The sequence below is a fragment of the Halalkalibacterium ligniniphilum genome (genome assembly GCF_000334155.1).
Classification (GTDB): Bacteria; Bacillota; Bacilli; order Bacillales; family Bacillaceae_D; genus Halalkalibacterium; species Halalkalibacterium ligniniphilum.
The window spans coordinates 23,936-41,111 of record NZ_ANNK01000096.1 but is presented as its reverse complement, the minus strand read 5'-3'; the positions used below and the strand labels follow the sequence as shown (position 1 = coordinate 41,111).

The window sequence follows — 17,176 nt, the reverse complement described above, 5'->3', positions numbered from 1 at the left end:
AGCTATACTTTCACTAGGTGAGGTGCTAAAGTTGAACATTAAACCACAAATTGTTGGTCTGCCTGCGTATGTGCCAGGAAAGCCAATTGAAGATGTAAAGCGAGAGCTAGGTCTTGAAAAGGTCATTAAACTAGCCTCGAATGAAAATCCATTTGGTGCATCACCTAAGGTGGCTGAAGCGATTCGCGAAGCAGCATCAAAAACAGCAATCTATCCAGATGGCTATGCAACAGACTTACGAATTCGTGTTGCGCAGCATGTGGGGGTCCAACCGAACCAATTGATATTTGGAAACGGCTCAGATGAAGTGATTCAAATTTTATGTCGGGCATATTTAACGCCTGATTCAAATACGGTCACAGCGTTTCCAACATTTTCTCAATATAAATTAAATGCAACCATTGAAGGCGCGGAAATTCGGGAAGTACCTTTAAAAAATGGTGTACACGATCTAGAAGCCATGCTTCATGCGATTGATGAGAAAACAAAAATTGTATGGGTGTGTAACCCGAACAACCCATCAGGTACGTATGTGAATGAAGGACAATTTCATTCATTCATGAAGCGCGTTCCGAAAGGGGTTCTCGTCGTGTCAGATGAAGCTTACTACGAATATACGACAGCAGATGACTATCCTGAAACCATTGAGATGCTTGATTCTTATGATAACCTTGTTATTTTACGAACTTTTTCCAAAGCATATGGGTTAGCTGCGCTGCGGGTTGGTTACGGAATCGCTTCAGAGGAGATCATTCGCTTGATTGAGCCGATTCGCCCTCCTTTTAATAATACGACGTTTGCCCATGTGGCGGCGATCGCTGGTCTTGAGGATCAAGCGTTTATTCAGCACTCAATTGAAAAAAATAAGCAAGGGATTGCTCAGTTTGAGGCATTTTGTGAAGAGCATAAGCTTTATTATTACCCGACTCAAGCGAACTTTCTTCTGATTGATTTAAAACGACCGAGTGATGAGGTGTTTGATTACTTACTGACAAAGGGGTACATCGTCCGATCAGGAAGAGCGCTTGGATTCCCTTCATGCATTCGTATTACAATCGGTTCACAAGAAGAAAATGAAGGGATTATTGCTGCATTAACTCAGTTGTTGAAGGAAAGTCCCGTTCCACAAATGTAACGATATGGAGCCGTCCTTTCAGATATAAGGAAATGGACGGTTTTTTCAATGGGACTCATTCCTTGTCAGGGTAGGGAAGAAAGATGTTGGATCGAGAAAGGAGAGATCATCCGTTGGCTCGAAAGGTTTTTATCATCGGACTCGGATTAATCGGTGGTTCGATTGCCCTTGCAATACGAAAAGAACATGATGTTACAATTTCTGGCTATGACATCAATGAACAACAGCTAAAAATGGCTCGTTCTCTAGGTATTATCGATGAACAAGCGAACAATCTCCAAGAAGGGATAGCAGATGCAGATTTAGTCATCATTGCGACACCTGTTACAAAAACAGAAAAAATACTTGAAGAGATCGCTAAGTATGATTTAAAGGAAGGCATGTTAATTACAGATGTAGGAAGCACGAAACAACGAATCGTAGAAAAGGCAAAATGCTTAAATGATAAAGGGGTCATGTTTATTGGCGGGCATCCGATGGCAGGTTCGCATAAAACAGGAGTGGAAGCGGCAAGGGTCCACTTGTTTGAAAACGCCTTTTATATTTTGACGCCTGAAGATGGTTCATCGATTCGACCAGTCATTCAACTGCAAAATTGGCTTAAGGGGACAAAAGCAAAATTTATTGAAATGACACCTGAGCAGCATGACAAGCTAGCAGGTGCAATTAGCCATTTCCCACACATTGTTGCGGCAAGCCTCGTCCATCAAGTTTCAAAAATCGAAGGGGAGGAGCCCCTCGTGTCTCGTTTAGCAGCTGGAGGCTTTCGAGATATTACACGAATTGCCTCGGCGAGCCCTGTTATGTGGCGCGATATTTTGCTCCATAATAAAGAAAGCCTTTTACGCTTATTAGAAGCTTGGCAAGAAGAGATGAATGATGTAAAAGCTCTTATCGAAGCAGCGGATGATGAAGGAATTTTCCGTTACTTTGAGGAGGCGAAAGCCTTTCGTGATGGCTTGCCAGTACATAAAAAAGGTGCGATCCCTTCTTTTTATGATTTGTATGTTGACGTCCCAGACCATCCTGGAGTGATTTCTGATGTAACGGGCATTTTGGGAAAAGCCGAAATTAGCATTACAAATATACGAATTTTAGAAACACGTGAGGATATTATGGGAGTTCTTGTCTTGAGCTTTCGTTCAGAGGAAGATCGAGAAGGAGCAAAGTCAGCCCTTCATCGAGAAATGTATGAAACATATACAATGTAAGGAGGAGATAATATGGCAACGAAAACGGTTCAACCAATTCATGGGGGCCTTCGTGGCACCATTCGAATTCCAGGTGATAAATCGATCTCTCACCGAGCGGTAATGTTTGGCGCTCTCGCAGAGGGAACGACAACGATTGAAGGTTTTTTAGCAGGTGAGGATTGTTTAAGTACGATTGCCTGCTTTCAAAAGTTAGGAGTGGAAATCGTCCAAGAGGGAGAGAAAGTAACGGTACATGGTAAGGGCTGGAAGGGACTAGAAGAACCAGCTGAGATTTTAGATGTTGGAAACTCTGGAACGACCACACGGCTGATGCTCGGAATTCTCGCAACGCAGCCCTTCCATTCTGTTGTGATCGGCGACGATTCAATTGGAAAGCGTCCAATGAAACGTGTAACCGTTCCTTTACGAGAAATGGGAGCACAAATTGATGGCCGTGATGATGGGAATTTCACCCCATTATCTGTTCGCGGTGGACAAACAAAAGGAATTTCTTTTCAATCAAAAGTGGCAAGTGCCCAAGTAAAATCGGCCATTCTCCTTGCTGGTTTGCAAAGTGAAGGGACAACCTCTGTCATAGAGCCTGCTCTTTCTCGGGATCATACAGAACGGATGCTTGAAGCATTCGGCGTCGAAGTGAAAAGAGACGGCTTAACGGTATCTGTAAAAGGGGGGCAAGTACTAAAAGCACGTCATGTTGTCGTTCCTGGCGACATTTCCTCGGCAGCGTTTTTCCTTGTTGCAGGTGCCATTACACCAAACAGCAAGCTAACGTTGACCAATGTTGGCTTGAATCCAACTCGATCTGGCGTTATCGATGTTTTGCAGCAAATGGGAGCAAGCCTTCAAATTGAAAATGAACGTCTTGAAGGCGGAGAGCCTGTAGCGGATCTTACGATTGAAACGTCAACGCTCCATGGTACGGAAATAGGAGGGGAGTTAATTCCTCGCTTGATCGATGAAATTCCAGTTCTCGCTGTCCTTGCAACGCAAGCAAAAGGACGGACTGTAATCAAAGATGCAGAAGAACTCAAAGTGAAAGAAACAAATCGAATTGATACGGTTGTTAGTGAGTTAACAAAGCTTGGCGCAACCATTCAAGCCACGGATGATGGGATGATTATCGAAGGGCCTACAACCTTATCTGGTGGAGTGGTTCAAAGCTTTGGCGATCACCGCATTGGTATGGCCATGGCGATAGCTGGACTTGTGGCGAGCGATTCAGTCCAGGTTGAGCGTAGTGAAGCCATTTCTGTTTCCTACCCAACCTTTTTCGATGATATTAATAAATTAAGTGAAAAATAAGAACGCGTTGCTCCCTGCCGCGAAAGCTAGGTTAGGGAGCAAATAATTCGAGCAATCGTTTAAATTTTTCGAAAAATGACATTGACATTTCATGTTAACTAGGTATAATAAATATAAGCGTATGGTTTCTCTCCACTCCTATCCATACTATACTTTTTTTAGCGATTATTTTGCTAAAGCCTGATTTGAAAGCGTTTTCGTTTTCGAATCAGGTCTTTTTTTGTTTGAAAACAAAGGAAATATGGATAAGCTTCCACTTAAAAGCAGGCATTTTTTTTTCTTTTCCTCATAGGTTGTCTATAAGCATGTCTATTTGGGGAAGAAAGGGACGAAGAGTATGGCCTATATTATAAAAAATGTATTAAAAGAGTTGGACGACCAACTAATTAGGCAGTCGTACGTAATCGATGATGAACAAATTGTCTATGCAAACGGACAGCTGAATGCCATCGCATATCCTCATTTACACGTTTCTGACTTTCGAATTGCCCCAGGGAGAGTAATGTGTGGCGAGCAGCTTGCAAAAGCTGAGGATCCTGCCGATTTTAAAAATCGAATGGGTCGTTTACTTGAAAAAGGCTGTACGACAGTCATATATTATGCAAAAGCAGACTACGAACGGTCATTGCCTTTTGAGATCAAACGGGCGTTTCATCAAATGAATAACTCGTTTCTTGATTATGTCATTGGCTTGGCTATCCCTCTAATTCTTCTTCGACCTTCCGTCTTACGGTTGTGCAAAAGCAAAAAAATTCCCCTTATTCGTTTTCAGGTTAGCTGTTTAGATGAATTATTGCTTGTACCTTGGTCACGATTAAAAGAACCGCTTTTTCATTATCCTGTTGTTTTCCAACCGGATTTTCGTCTTCTTTCAACCAAGGAGCAAAAGCAGGCGATGAAAATATGGGAGCGGATTGCCACAAATATCAAGCTACCTACCTGTGTTGAATCATTAGAAGATAACGAGTCATGGAGCAAATCATCGACTCAAAAAATGGGGATTTATCCGCGAAAAGGTGAATTACGCGTAGGAGGAGATGCTGATTATTTGCTATATTATCAGCCTCATTCAAGCGCATCAGTTGCTGAGAGTAACGAACTTGATTATGATAAAGACAAGCCAAACGTTGTTGTCTTGCGCGGGCGTGTCCTTAAAGCGAATCAATTTGTAAAAATTCGTCCAGGTTCAGGGAAAGCCATTCCTGTTCTCCGCCCTGGGCAATTTCTTCAAATAGCTGATGCAACCGTTTAGTCAATTAAGCCAGTGTAGACTGGTTGTTTATTTAGGATAACGCTTCAACGCTGTCTAGCTAATGGCTCTATCAGCTCGAGGTTGCTTCAGCCTGTACATGGTTTCCTAAAATCAAGTAATGCTTTGACAAATTTCCAGAGCTTGGCGCGGCTGAACAAGATGCTTGCACTTTTGCCGAAGATAAATCTAAAGAGAGAACAGTTTGTGTGTTTACATGTAAGGAGGCCGACATAAAACGTGAAACAAATTGAACAAGCCCTTGAAAAAATTGAGAATGGAGAGATTGAGCAAGGCTTAGTCGCTCTGTCTGAAGCAGAAAAAACCTCAGACCATGAAATGAAATTTACCATCGCTGAAACCTATTACGAATTAGGACATTTGGATAAAGCGAAAGGAATTGTGGAAGAACTATTATTCCTGTATCCAGATGAAGGAAGTCTGTACGTTTTTTTAGCAGAAATTCTCGTTGACCTTAACGAAGAAGATGAAGCGATTGAATTGTTAAACGAAATAAAAGAAGACGACCCTTCTTATTTGCAGTCAAGATTGCTTCTCGCTGATCTTTATCAGCTTCAAGCTTTGGATGAAGTAGCTGAGCAAAAGCTTTTAGAAGCGGCAAAAATTGCTCCAGATGAGCCAATTATTTCTTATGGTTTAGGTGAGTTTTATTTAGATCGTGGTGACTATATGAAAAGCATCCCTCATTTAAAAAAGGCATTGCATCATAAGGTCGAAGCCCCAGAAGGTCATGTTGCATTGAGACTTGCAGAAGCATACAGTGCAAGCGGTCAGTTTGAAGAAGCTTTGCGTTATTATGAAGAAGGGCTAAAAGAGAAGCTTGACCCTCATGCCTTGTTCGGTTACGGATTTACTGCATATCAACTAGGAGAGTATGGCATTGCAATTGAGCAGCTATCGGCCTTAAAGGCGCTCGACCCTGATTTCACGAGCTTGTATCCTTATTTAGCAAAAGCTTATGAGGCTGAGCACCGTCTCGATGAAGCGATGGAGACACTAAAAGAGGGAATGGCTGTCGATGAATACAATGAAACGCTCTATATCCATGCTGGTAAGCTAAGCTTTAAGCTGCATGAAAATGAGCAAGGGGAAGTCCTTTTAAGAAAAGTCATCGCGCTAAACCCTTCGAATCTTAGTGCGATACAATCGTTAGCTGCGTATTTTAAACATGAGGAAAAATACGAAGAGCTTCTCGACTTAATTGGTCATACAAAAGCATACGGTGAAGAGGACCCACTGTTAACCTGGTACGAAGCTGCAGCATATAGAGAGCAGGACGAATATGATAAGGCGTGTGAGTTATATGAACGTGTTTCAGACACGTTCGCCAGCGATGCAGACTTTTTAGAAGAGTACGGACGGTTTTTGTTAGAATATGGTGAGCGCCAAAAAGCCTTGGAGAAATTTACTACGATTGTAGAAAACGATGGCACGCGTCTTGATATTAAAGAACTCATTCATGATCTTCAATTAAATGGGGAAGATTTTTAGGAAAAGGGAAGGTTTTTCAGTCGTCAATGGTGAATAGTATGTGGTAGGATAAGAGTATAGAATTTAACTGCTCATTCCAGTCGTTTAGAAGGAGACTGTGGAGTTTCATGAGGAGGGATGTGGCATGGGCAGCACCATTCCAGTGGTTGAAAAAAAAGATTTTCTAAAATGGTTCTTAAAGGAATATCAGTTGAAGAAGCGAGAGTGTGCATGGTTACTAAATTATTTGATCAGTGACGATAACTTAATGGCAAAGGTACATTTTGTGGAAAAGGCTGATTCTTGTCCAAAAGCCCTCATTATTTCAGCAAATGATGTAGAGGCAATCCCATTTAGTTTTCATAAATACCACAAGGTAGCAATGGATGCAGAGAAGGCGTTCCATGACATTCGTTTAAACGATGATGAAGAGATTTATATTCAGCTAAATTTTTCAGGAGCAAAATCAAATCCGAATTACATTGCCGTGCTAGAGGATAATCCATTTCTTCCTGAAAACAAAGAAGTGGCTGATGCGAATCGAGAAATGGCTGAACAGCTCGTCTCAAACGCTTTACTGCAATTCAGACGAAAGCAGCTAGCTGAGGAAATTGATGAAGCTCTTGATCAAAAAGACGAACAACGCTTTCATATGCTTGTGAAAGAACTTAATGAACTTTCCCGCTCTTAGTCATTCATGACTGGGAGCTTTTTATATTTATTTTGGAATTTCATGGACGAGATGAAGGAGCTGTAGAAAGAGAACTTGTTCTTCCACAGGGAAAAAGGTAGAATGAACCCCGAAGGATTGAAATGAAAACCGACCTTACGAAACGAGGAGAGACGGACATGAAATGGTTAGCGAAAGAAATTGATACGTATTTTCAAGCAAGAGAATATATGGATAGTGCACTCATTCCCCTTGTTCCAATTTCATGGGGATCTGACGTAAAGTCAACCGTGGCGATGGGGGAGTTTACGACGATCATTAGTCATGAGCTCGAGCGCCAGTTTCACGGTCGGCTTATTCTTTTTCCTGCGTTCACATACGTAAAAAAAGAGCCAGAGCAAGTCGTCATTGAAAGGTTACGCGGGTGGATAAATGAGCTGAGTGAAAACGATGTGAAACACTTGTTTTTTGTGACGTCAGATTCTTTTTGGAAAGCCTATGAGTCTCAGTTGAACGATGCAGAACTGATTTGGCTTCCTTCAATACCGATTGAGCATGTTGAAGCAGACATCCGTAAAAAAATGATTACTGACCAAATCAAGCAGCTAGTACCAATACTTACAAATAAATGGCAAGAGAGATAGGTGACGACTTCAGAACAGAAAAGAAAGAGCAAAGGCGCGCGTCTAAGAGATGAATGCGCCTTTGTTAAAGGTTAAAGAAAAGCACAAAGCTTCAAAGGAGTCGGCGAGGCTTCAATGATAGAGAGTCGATTTAAGACCCTTGTGAAGCTCTCCTATTTTTCGTAGTCTTAAAATAATGATAGTCTAGCGATTTTTGGACAAACTGAACATAAAACCTTATTTGTTCCATTTATCATATTCATGATATCAAATTTCAGCAGTGTGGGAGTTATTGTAAACTTATTTGTCAATTATGTCTGTTTTGTGTATTATCTTGCTTATCTTTACACAATGTATTATCATGAGTATGTCCTAGTATCATTGTGTCTAAAACTGTCCGATTGGACTGAACTTATAAGTGTAGGGGGGGAAATCTAGTGAGCGAAAAAGACCACAGAGTATCACGACGTCAATTTTTAACGTATACGCTTACGGGTGTTGGCGGGTTCATGGCAGCTGGAATGCTAATGCCTATGGCACGCTTTGCCCTCGACCCTGCGTTAAAAGCTGGAGCAGAGTCAGAATTTAAGTATGTATGTGAGGTTGCCGACCTAACTGAGGAGCCTCAAAACTTCCCATTTTCATTTGACCAAGTGGATGCATGGTATGAATCGGAAGTTCAGCGTGAAGCGTTTATCTTCTTGCGTGGTGAAGAGATCGTTGCCTTATCACCAACATGTACACATCTAGGTTGTACAGTTAACTTCGGTACGAATGAACAGTATCCTGATCAATTTTACTGTCCTTGTCACTTCGGTCGATTTGAAAAGGATGGAACGAACATTCCGGGTCTACCACCGCAACGACCGCTTGACGTGTTTGAAGTTAAAGTTGAAGATGGAAGCGTGTACTTAGGTCAAATTATTCAGCGAACATAAGGGGGACGTAGTCAATGCTTCAAAAGTTATATGATTGGGTTGATGAACGTCTGGATATTACGCCAATGTGGCGAGACATCGCTGACCATGAAGTGCCTGAGCACGTAAACCCTGCTCATCACTTTTCTGCATTCGTATACTGTTTCGGAGGATTAACGTTCTTTGTTACAGTTATCCAGATTTTATCTGGGATGTTCTTAACGATGTATTATGTTCCAGACATTCTTAACGCCTATCAATCTGTCGCGTATTTACAAAATGAAGTGGCTTTCGGTGTTATTGTACGTGGTATGCATCACTGGGGAGCCAGTCTTGTCATTGTCATGATGTTCCTACATACGTTGCGTGTATTCTTCACAGGTTCATACAAGAAGCCACGTGAACTTAACTGGGTTGTCGGAGTTCTTATTTTCTTTGTTATGCTCGGATTAGGCTTCACAGGGTACTTATTACCTTGGGATATGAAAGCGTACTTTGCGACAGTTGTAGGTCTGCAAATTGCTGAAAGTGTACCTGTAATCGGTGATTTTGCGAAAACGTTGTTAGCTGGTGGAGAAATCATTGGTGCTTCAACATTAGCTCGTTTCTTTGCTATTCACGTCTTCTTCCTTCCAGGTGCGTTGTTAGGACTGTTAGGAGCTCACTTCTACATGATCCGTAAACAAGGTATTTCTGGTCCGTTGTAAGATGATACGTATAAACCTATAAAGGAGGGAACGAGATGGAACGTGGAAAAGGGTTGAAATTCGTAGGAGACTCCCGAGTTAAAGCTCCAGAGTATCGAAAAAAGAAAAATATTCCAAAAGATTACTCAGAATATCCAGGGAAAACAGAAGCGTTTTGGCCTAACTTCCTCTTAAAAGAGTGGATGGTCGGAGCCGTGTTCCTTATGGGTTATCTCTTATTAACAATTGGACATCCAGCTCCATTAGAGCGTATGGCTGATCCGACAGACTCAGGATACATTCCGCTTCCTGACTGGTATTTCTTATTCTTGTATCAGCTTTTAAAATACCAATATGCTTCTGGGGATTTTAACGTCATCGGTACGGTTGTTATCCCAGGGCTTGCTTTTGGAGCGCTTTTACTTGCGCCGTTTCTTGACACAGGGAAAGAACGCCGTCCTTTGAAGCGCCCAGTTGCAACAAGCATGATGCTTTTAGCACTTATTGCTACTATCTACTTAACGTGGGAATCTGTAGCACAGCATGACTGGGAAGCTGCTGCTGAGCAAGGAGAGATTGTCGAAGTTGATATTGATACGGAAGCACAAGGATACGAAATTTATCAAAATCAACAATCTTGTATTGGCTGTCACGGAAACCAGCTTGAAGGTGGAGCTGGTGGCCCGAACCTAATTGATAGTGAGAAGTCTGTTGAAGAAATCAAAGACATTATCATTAACGGTCAAGGTGCAATGCCTGGTGGAATGTTTGAAGGTACGGATGAAGAGCTTCAGATTCTAGCTGAGTTCATTGAGAATAACGGACACGCTCCTGAAGAGTAGTCCAATTGGAAAGCTGACTGAAAAAGTCAGCTTTTTTTTCATAAAAGATAAAAAAGTAAAATACGTCTAAGCTGTCTAGCTCAAGCGTTAAGCCTAAGCCGCTTGAGGTTGCTTCAGCCTTTACATGGTTTCCTGAAAGCTTGGAAGACATTGGCAGGCTTCCAGCACTTGAGTGGATGACCCAACGCGTTTGCGCTTTTCTTAAAACCTGCATGAGTGGTCGGCTCTTTCTACATGGATAATAACGAGTTTGTCAGGTCAAGCTGATACATATTTTATAGAAGGGATTGGGAAGATGAAGGGGATTCTTTCGTTGTTTGGAAATAGGCTCGTGATTGTCATACTTCTCCTTATTAATTTTTTTGGAACAATTTATGGGTACATTTGGTACAAAGATCAATTAGCGATCACACCAGGACCATTTCTTTTGTTCGTCCCCGATAGCCCGACAGCGAGCTTATTCTTCGTCTTCGTGCTCATCGCGTTTCTTTTGGGCAAGCATTGGCCTTTAATGGAGGCCTTTGCTGCTGTTACGCTAATAAAATACGGGGTGTGGGCCGTAGCAATGATTGTAGCAGCTGCTGCAGCTGGGGATACACTTCAATGGCAGCATTACATGTTGATCGCTTCTCACGGTGGAATGGCCTTGCAAGCACTCCTTTATATGCCGTATTATCGAATCAAAATGTGGCATTTAATGATTGTCGCAGTTTGGACTTTACATAATGATATCATTGACTATGTGTTTATGATGCACCCTTGGGTTTCTTATCGCTTAAATCCGTTTATTGCTCATATTGGCTATTTCACATTCTGGTTAAGCATCGTTTCACTCGCTTTGACGTACTATTTTTCAGTTAGAAGGTCATCTTTAAAACTTGAAATTGTAAGGCGGTAAGCTCGGTAAAACATGTCCCGTTTTTGGTCTACTCTTGTCCACCTGATCATAGGATGAGAGTAGATGAAGGAGGGACCAATATGCGATTTGTCGCAATCATTACCATATTGATAATAATGATAATCGCGCCAATAACGTCAAATGCAGAAATGAGCACAACGAATAATACATGGAAGCAGTTAAATCATACGGCCGATCAAATTTTACAAATGACCAAGCAAGAAAAATATGAGGAGGCAAAGCAGCTGCTTGATTACTTTTCTACTCAGTTTTTGGCCTTGGATCACAGGGGACAAGGCTTAACCATGACTGCCTTGCGTTCAGTGTCAACCTCTTTTGAACGGGCAGAGGTAGCAGTAACAGCAGCGAATTCGTCTGTTGACGAGCGAATCGCTGCAGTTACCGAATTTCGGCTAGTGGTGGACGCGTTAGTAAGTGAGCATCATCCTCTTTGGCTCAATTCTGAAACGAATGTGATGCAAGCGATAAAAACGATGCAGGAAGCTGTAAATCGTGAGGACTATCAGGCCTTTCAGCATCGAATGAATGATTTTCTCCGCCATTATCAGATAATTCGTCCTGCCCTCATGATCGATTTGCAGCCACAGCATTTGCAACGACTCGAATCGCAAATACATTATTTGGAGCGGTTTCGAACAGATCCGCAGCAAAAAGGATTGAATCAGCATTTACTGTTGATGGAGGAGGAGTTTACTCACCTTTACAAACAAGTGAAGGAAGACGCAACTGACCCTTCCCTTTTATGGGTGATTTTTTTAATCGGGGGAACGATTATTTTGTCGTTAACCTATGTCGGTTGGAAAAAATACAAAGGGGAAAAGGATAAAGTAAAAGTAAAAGAATAGTCACAACTACCGATGCAGGAAAATTGACTTTCTTTGATTTTTCATCTAGACTAAAAATAAGAAAATATATAGATAAATAGAGGTGGTAAGACAACATGGTAGGATTTTTAATTTATTTTGCTCTACTCCTTATCATTCCATTATGGGCACAAATGAAGGTGAAAAGTGCGTACAAAAAGTACTCACAAGTACCGGCGTCTTCAGGAATGACAGGTGCACAAGTAGCGCGAAAAATTCTTGATGACAACGGATTGTACCATGTAACGGTGGAAGAAGTAAGAGGGACGTTAACTGACCATTACGATCCACGTTCGAAAACGGTTCGCTTATCTTCTAATAACTATCATGGTACATCTGTTGCTGGTGCCGCTGTTGCTGCCCATGAGGTGGGGCATGCGATGCAGGATGCGGAGGATTATGCGTTTTTACGCTTCCGTCACGCATTGGTTCCAGTTGCCAATATTGGGTCAAACTTTTCATTCATCCTCATTCTTGCGGGGATTTTGATGCAGGCTTCTGGGTTTATTTTACTAGGTATTTTTGCGATGGCTGCAGCTGTCTTGTTCCAGCTGGTTACGCTTCCTGTAGAGTTTGACGCAAGCAACCGGGCGATGCAACAAGTGGTTTCAGTTGGTGTGATTCGCAACAATGAAGAGCGGGAAACAAGAAAGGTATTAAATGCAGCAGCACTAACCTATGTAGCAGCAGCGCTTGTAGCTGTTCTTGAATTGGTCCGCTTTATCTTGATGTATATCGGAATGAATGAAGATTAATCAATCAAAAAGCTTGGGCTTCTGAATGAGTCCAAGCTTTTTTCATTATGAAAGATTATACGCCAATCGGCTTTTTGTTCTCATCAAGGGTAAATCCTTCACCGATCACATCTTGTACATCGTTAACAGTAACAAAGGCGTGAGGATCGATTTTCTCAACCAACGTTTTTAAGCGAATAAGCTCATTGCGACCGACGACGCAATAAAGCACCTCTTTTTCTGAGCCAGTAAAGCTCCCTTTCCCTTTTAAGATCGTTGCCCCCCGGTCCATTTCCTTTAAAATCAACTCAGCAATTTCCGGTACTTTTTCTGAAATAATAAAAGCAGCTTTGGCTGAATAGGCACCCTGCTGCATAAAATCAATCACCCTTGTGGCAATAAAAACGGCAAGTAGTGTATACATCGCTTCTCTGTAATTTAAATAGATAAGTGAAGAAGTAATAACAATGGCATCAAAAACAAACATCGTTCGCCCCATGCTCCAGCCGAGGTAGCGAAAGCCAAGCTTTGCAATGATATCCACACCCCCGGTTGTCCCACCGAATCGAAAGACCATTCCAAGACCAATACCGATGAACACACCAGCAAACAATGCTGCTAACGTCATATCATCATGCAATGGAATATGAATGACTTTATATCGTTGAAACAGCTCTAAAAAGATCGAGACTCCAATCGTTCCAATGATGGTATAAATGAATGTGGTTCGCCCTAATATTTTCCAGCCTATAAAAAACAAAGGAATGTTTAGCAGTAAATTTGAGACGGCTGGGTTGAAAGAGAAAATAAAATAAAGAATCAAGGTAATACCAGTGAATCCCCCGTCAGCTAAATTGTTTTCCATATTAAAATAAACGAGCCCGAAGGATAGAATGGCAGAGCCTAACAAAATAAACAAAATGTTTTTCAGTTTCACTTGATAGGCCATTGGTGTGTCTCCTTTCGAACGGTATTTAACACAAATTTACAAAACATATCTGCCGATAATTATATAGAAAAAGATTTTTTCCAGCAAATAAGATTTTGCATTTGTCAAAAAGGATAGGATTAGCTAACATGGAATTTGTAAGACGTAATGAGGTGATGACAATGGCTGAGAAATCAATGAAAGAAATGCAGCGGGAAGTCGATGCATACATAAGTCAATTTAAAGAAGGCTATTTCAGCCCTCTTGCCATGCTTGCTAGGATGACGGAGGAAGTTGGAGAGCTTGCTCGTGAAGTGAACCATTATTACGGCGAGAAGCCAAAAAAGACGTCTGAAGAAGAGCGAACAATGGAGCAGGAAATGGGCGATCTTTTATTTGTGCTCATTTGTTTTGCGAATTCATTGAACATTAATCTAGATGAGGCTCATGACCTCGTGATGGAAAAATTCAGAACAAGAGACAGGGATCGATGGACGAAGAAGGTCGAAGGAGAGGAAGCATAACAATGGAAACAATTCGAGTAGCAATCGCAGGACCACGTGGAAAAATGGGACGTGAGGCTGTCAAAATGGTGGAAGAAGCAGCTAACTTCCAATTGATGGCTGTCGTTGATTCTAAAAATGAAGGGAAAAAAGTAAGAGACATTGATGGCTTACCAGCTAGTGATGCGCCGATTTATACAAGCTTAGAGGAATGCTTAACAGCTCACGATGTCGATGTGCTTGTTGATTTAACCGCTCCTGCATTCGGGAAAAAGCATATGGAAATTGCTTTTGCACATGGAGTTCGCCCGGTTGTTGGCACGACTGGTTTTACCGAAGCAGACATTGAGGAATTGCGCAAAACCGCAGAGGAAAAAGGCATTGGTGCAATTATTGCGCCTAACTTTGCCATCGGTGCAATTTTAATGATGAAATTTGCGCAAGTTGCTGCGAAATACTTGCCTGATGTAGAGATTATCGAGATGCATCATGATAGGAAGCTTGATGCACCGTCAGGAACAGCGATAAAAACAGCCCAACTTATCCGTGAAGTCCGAGAAGCAAAGGAACAAGGGCATCCAGATGAGCGGGAAGAGCTTCAAGGAGCACGTGGCGCCAATCTTGATGGGATGCACATTCATAGTGTTCGTCTGCCTGGACTTGTTGCTCACCAAGAGGTTTTATTCGGTGGTGTTGGCCAAACCTTAAAAATCCGTCATGACTCCATTGATCGCACTTCCTTTATGCCAGGTGTGAAGCTTTCGATTGAAACGGTGATGGGGATCGACACATTGGTTTATGGCTTGGAAAATATAATCGAGTAGGTGACATCTTTATGAAAATCGCATTAATCGCCCATGATAAAAAGAAAGACATGATGGTGCAATTTGTCGTTGCGTATGAACATATTTTTAAAGACCATGAACTATATGCGACAGGGACGACGGGAACAAGAATTATGGAGGCAACACATCTAACCGTCACAAGGTTTAAATCAGGCCCGCTTGGAGGGGATCAACAAATTGGTGCCCTCGTAGCTGAAAATAAGTTCGATTTCATTGTCTTTTTCCGTGACCCATTAACAGCTCAACCTCATGAGCCCGATGTCACAGCTCTCGTTCGACTTTGTGACCTTCAGCAAGTACCATTAGCGACAAATCTAGGGACAGCTGAAATCTTAATTAAAGGACTTGAACGCGGTGATTTTAAATGGCGAGAAATCGTTCATGAGAGGGAGAAGGAACGTGGAGAAGCTTGATATTTTAGCGTTTGGGGCTCATCCAGATGATGTGGAAATTGGAATGGGAGGAACGCTCCATCGCTACGCTCATGAAGGCTTCAGTGTAGGCATTTGCGATTTAACCAAGGCTGAACTTTCCTCTAATGGAACGGTGGAGCTTCGCCAAGAGGAAGCGAAAAAGGCAGGAGACATTCTTGGCTTACACACCCGTGTCCAGCTGGAACTCTCAGACCGTGGCTTACGAAATATAACAGAAGCTGAGCTCGCATCTGTTGTATCCGTTATTCGCACTTATCGACCGAAGCTTGTATTTGCTCCTTATTTTGCAGATCGGCATCCTGATCATGGTCATTGCGGGGAAATTGTGAAAGAAGCTGTTTTTAATGCGGGGATTCGACGTTATGCCTGTTTGGAGCAGCTCCCAGCTCATCAGGTGTCAAACATTTTTTTTTATCTGATTAACGGATATGAGCGTCCAGATGTGTTGGTTGATATTACGAAAAGCATGGAAGCCAAAAGGCGAGCGCTCGAAGCATATCGTAGCCAGTTTATGAAAACCGAAGCGAGTGTGGACACGCCCCTTACAAATGCTTATATAGAGAAAGTAGAAGCGAGAGAACGCTTGTTCGGGAGTGAGGTGGGTGTCCTCTTTGCAGAAGGCTTTAAGTTAGAGAAGCCGCTGCTCGTAAACCATTTAATAGGAGACGAGTGTTAATCATGAAGCTTAAAATAGGAATTAGCTGCTATCCGACAGTTGGTGGTTCAGGTGTTGTAGCAACAGAGTTGGGGAAATTGTTGGCTGAGCGAGGGCATGAAGTACATTTTATTACATCAAGCATTCCGTTTCGCTTAGATCAAGTTTATCCAAATATTTATTTTCATGAGGTTGAGGTTAACCAATACTCCGTCTTCAAATACCCGCCCTACGATTTAACACTAGCTAGTAAGATGGCTGAGGTGGCAAGGAGGCAAAAGCTTGACCTCCTTCATGTGCATTATGCAGTTCCTCATGCCATTTGTGCGATTTTAGCGAAACAAATGCTCGGGGATTCTCTCAAGGTGGTGACCACCCTTCACGGAACAGATATTACCGTATTAGGATTTGATCCTACCTTATCAGAGATCATTAAATTTGGTATTGAGAAATCGGATCTTGTCACAGCGGTATCTAACGACTTGGTTCATCAAACCCAAATCCTTTTACATACTAAAAAATCGATCCACAGTGTTTACAATTTTATCGATGAGCGTGAGTATTACAAAAAAGATGCACAGGAACTTAAGCGTCACTATGGCATTGAAGAGGATGAAAAAGTAATCATTCATATCTCGAATTTCCGCCCTGTAAAACGGGTCCCAGATATTATTCGCAGCTTTCACCTGATTCAGCAGCAGGTAAAGGCAAAGCTATTATTGATTGGTGACGGGCCTGATTTGACAACGGCCTGTCATTTAGTGAAAGAATTAGGGATTCAAGATCGTGTGCTCATGCTTGGGAATCAAAAGCATATTTCGCAATTATTATCCCTTAGTGATCTAATGCTCTTGCTAAGTGAAAAGGAGAGCTTCGGATTGGTCGCACTTGAAGCGATGGCATGCGGCGTTCCTGTCATTGGTACGAGGATTGGCGGGATTCCAGAGGTCGTAGCCGACGGAGAAACAGGTTTTATCTGTGAACTTGGTGATATAGAAGTGATAGCAAAACGAGCGCTTCAGCTATTAAAAAATCGGGATTTGCATCAACAATTCGCACAAGCGAGTGAGGCACGGGCAAAATCGGTGTTTCACTCCCAGCAGATCGTTCAACAGTACGAAGAATTGTATCATCAGGTATTAACGGAAACCGTAAAGGAATGAGGC

The 17,176-nt window shown here is 42.1% G+C and carries 20 protein-coding genes; 18 read left to right on the top strand and 2 right to left on the bottom strand.

What is annotated here, in order from left to right; all coding sequences use genetic code 11:
* Positions 1-31 precede the first annotated feature (31 nt).
* The 10 genes from hisC to BLT_RS0111855 all read left to right on the top strand — a co-directional run bounded on the left by hisC (position 32) and on the right by BLT_RS0111855 (position 10,129).
* On the top strand, positions 32-1,135 hold the full coding sequence (gene hisC / locus BLT_RS0111900; RefSeq protein WP_017728021.1) for a histidinol-phosphate transaminase: 1,104 nt from the start codon (positions 32-34) through the stop codon (positions 1,133-1,135).
* A 113-nt stretch (positions 1,136-1,248) separates the two neighbouring features.
* A complete protein-coding gene (locus tag BLT_RS0111895; RefSeq protein ID WP_017728020.1) occupies positions 1,249-2,346 on the top strand; it encodes a prephenate dehydrogenase in 1,098 nt (365 codons plus the stop codon).
* A 12-nt stretch (positions 2,347-2,358) separates the two neighbouring features.
* Positions 2,359-3,651 carry a 3-phosphoshikimate 1-carboxyvinyltransferase gene (gene aroA, locus BLT_RS0111890; RefSeq protein ID WP_017728019.1) on the top strand — a complete coding sequence of 431 codons (1,293 nt, stop codon included), beginning with the start codon at positions 2,359-2,361 and terminating at the stop codon, positions 3,649-3,651.
* A gap of 337 nt (positions 3,652-3,988) precedes the next feature.
* On the top strand, positions 3,989-4,903 hold the full coding sequence (locus tag BLT_RS0111885) for a hypothetical protein (protein WP_017728018.1): 915 nt from the start codon (positions 3,989-3,991) through the stop codon (positions 4,901-4,903).
* Between the two features lie 237 nt (positions 4,904-5,140).
* Positions 5,141-6,412 carry a tetratricopeptide repeat protein gene (locus BLT_RS0111880; RefSeq protein WP_017728017.1) on the top strand — a complete coding sequence of 424 codons (1,272 nt, stop codon included), beginning with the start codon at positions 5,141-5,143 and terminating at the stop codon, positions 6,410-6,412.
* Between the two features lie 124 nt (positions 6,413-6,536).
* The gene (locus BLT_RS0111875; protein WP_017728016.1) at positions 6,537-7,082 is read left to right on the top strand and encodes a ReoY family proteolytic degradation factor; all 546 of its coding nucleotides are present in this window, start codon (positions 6,537-6,539) and stop codon (positions 7,080-7,082) included.
* Between the two features lie 158 nt (positions 7,083-7,240).
* Positions 7,241-7,705 (top strand): YpiF family protein, encoded by a 465-nt coding sequence (locus BLT_RS0111870; protein WP_017728015.1) that lies wholly within the window; start codon positions 7,241-7,243, stop codon positions 7,703-7,705.
* A 416-nt stretch (positions 7,706-8,121) separates the two neighbouring features.
* On the top strand, positions 8,122-8,622 hold the full coding sequence (locus BLT_RS0111865) for a QcrA and Rieske domain-containing protein (RefSeq protein WP_017728014.1): 501 nt from the start codon (positions 8,122-8,124) through the stop codon (positions 8,620-8,622).
* A 14-nt stretch (positions 8,623-8,636) separates the two neighbouring features.
* Positions 8,637-9,308, top strand: coding sequence for a menaquinol-cytochrome c reductase cytochrome b subunit (gene qcrB / locus BLT_RS0111860; protein WP_017728013.1), 672 nt, complete (start codon positions 8,637-8,639; stop codon positions 9,306-9,308).
* Positions 9,309-9,343: 35 nt separating this feature from the next.
* Entirely contained in the window at positions 9,344-10,129 is a 786-nt protein-coding gene (locus BLT_RS0111855) for a menaquinol-cytochrome c reductase cytochrome b/c subunit (protein ID WP_017728012.1), read from the top strand.
* On the opposite strand, the gene BLT_RS0111850 is transcribed toward BLT_RS0111855, so the two are convergent.
* Positions 10,095-10,343 (bottom strand): hypothetical protein, encoded by a 249-nt coding sequence (locus tag BLT_RS0111850; RefSeq protein ID WP_017728011.1) that lies wholly within the window; start codon positions 10,341-10,343, stop codon positions 10,095-10,097. The two genes, BLT_RS0111855 and BLT_RS0111850, sit on opposite strands and share 35 nt — an antisense overlap.
* Positions 10,344-10,424: 81 nt before the next feature.
* Here BLT_RS0111850 and BLT_RS0111845 point away from each other — a divergent pair, with 81 nt between their 5' ends.
* The 3 genes from BLT_RS0111845 (at position 10,425) to BLT_RS0111835 (ending at position 12,666) form a co-directional block, all read left to right on the top strand.
* A complete protein-coding gene (locus tag BLT_RS0111845; protein WP_026105094.1) occupies positions 10,425-11,027 on the top strand; it encodes a DUF1405 domain-containing protein in 603 nt (200 codons plus the stop codon).
* 80 nt (positions 11,028-11,107) lie between these two features.
* A complete protein-coding gene (gene ypjB, locus BLT_RS0111840; protein WP_017728009.1) occupies positions 11,108-11,893 on the top strand; it encodes a sporulation protein YpjB in 786 nt (261 codons plus the stop codon).
* 95 nt (positions 11,894-11,988) lie between these two features.
* Positions 11,989-12,666, top strand: a complete 678-nt coding sequence (locus BLT_RS0111835; protein ID WP_017728008.1) for a zinc metallopeptidase — start codon at positions 11,989-11,991, stop codon at positions 12,664-12,666.
* 55 nt (positions 12,667-12,721) lie between these two features.
* On the opposite strand, the gene BLT_RS0111830 is transcribed toward BLT_RS0111835, so the two are convergent.
* A complete protein-coding gene (locus tag BLT_RS0111830; protein ID WP_017728007.1) occupies positions 12,722-13,594 on the bottom strand; it encodes a YitT family protein in 873 nt (290 codons plus the stop codon).
* Positions 13,595-13,695: 101 nt separating this feature from the next.
* On the opposite strand from BLT_RS0111830, the gene BLT_RS0111825 reads away from it, so the two are divergent.
* Genes BLT_RS0111825 through bshA form a run of 5 tightly spaced genes read left to right on the top strand, consistent with a single transcriptional unit; the run spans position 13,696 to position 17,173 of the window.
* Positions 13,696-14,097 (top strand): nucleotide pyrophosphohydrolase, encoded by a 402-nt coding sequence (locus tag BLT_RS0111825; protein ID WP_026105093.1) that lies wholly within the window; start codon positions 13,696-13,698, stop codon positions 14,095-14,097.
* Positions 14,098-14,099: 2 nt separating this feature from the next.
* The gene (gene dapB / locus BLT_RS0111820; RefSeq protein WP_017728005.1) at positions 14,100-14,900 is read left to right on the top strand and encodes a 4-hydroxy-tetrahydrodipicolinate reductase; all 801 of its coding nucleotides are present in this window, start codon (positions 14,100-14,102) and stop codon (positions 14,898-14,900) included.
* A gap of 11 nt (positions 14,901-14,911) precedes the next feature.
* Positions 14,912-15,334: a methylglyoxal synthase gene (gene mgsA, locus BLT_RS0111815; RefSeq protein ID WP_017728004.1), complete on the top strand. Its 423-nt coding sequence runs from the start codon at positions 14,912-14,914 to the stop codon at positions 15,332-15,334.
* Positions 15,321-16,031 (top strand): bacillithiol biosynthesis deacetylase BshB1, encoded by a 711-nt coding sequence (gene bshB1, locus BLT_RS0111810; protein ID WP_017728003.1) that lies wholly within the window; start codon positions 15,321-15,323, stop codon positions 16,029-16,031. Before mgsA ends, bshB1 begins: the two co-directional genes overlap by 14 nt.
* A gap of 2 nt (positions 16,032-16,033) precedes the next feature.
* Positions 16,034-17,173: an N-acetyl-alpha-D-glucosaminyl L-malate synthase BshA gene (bshA, locus tag BLT_RS0111805; protein WP_017728002.1), complete on the top strand. Its 1,140-nt coding sequence runs from the start codon at positions 16,034-16,036 to the stop codon at positions 17,171-17,173.
* Positions 17,174-17,176 lie beyond the last annotated feature (3 nt).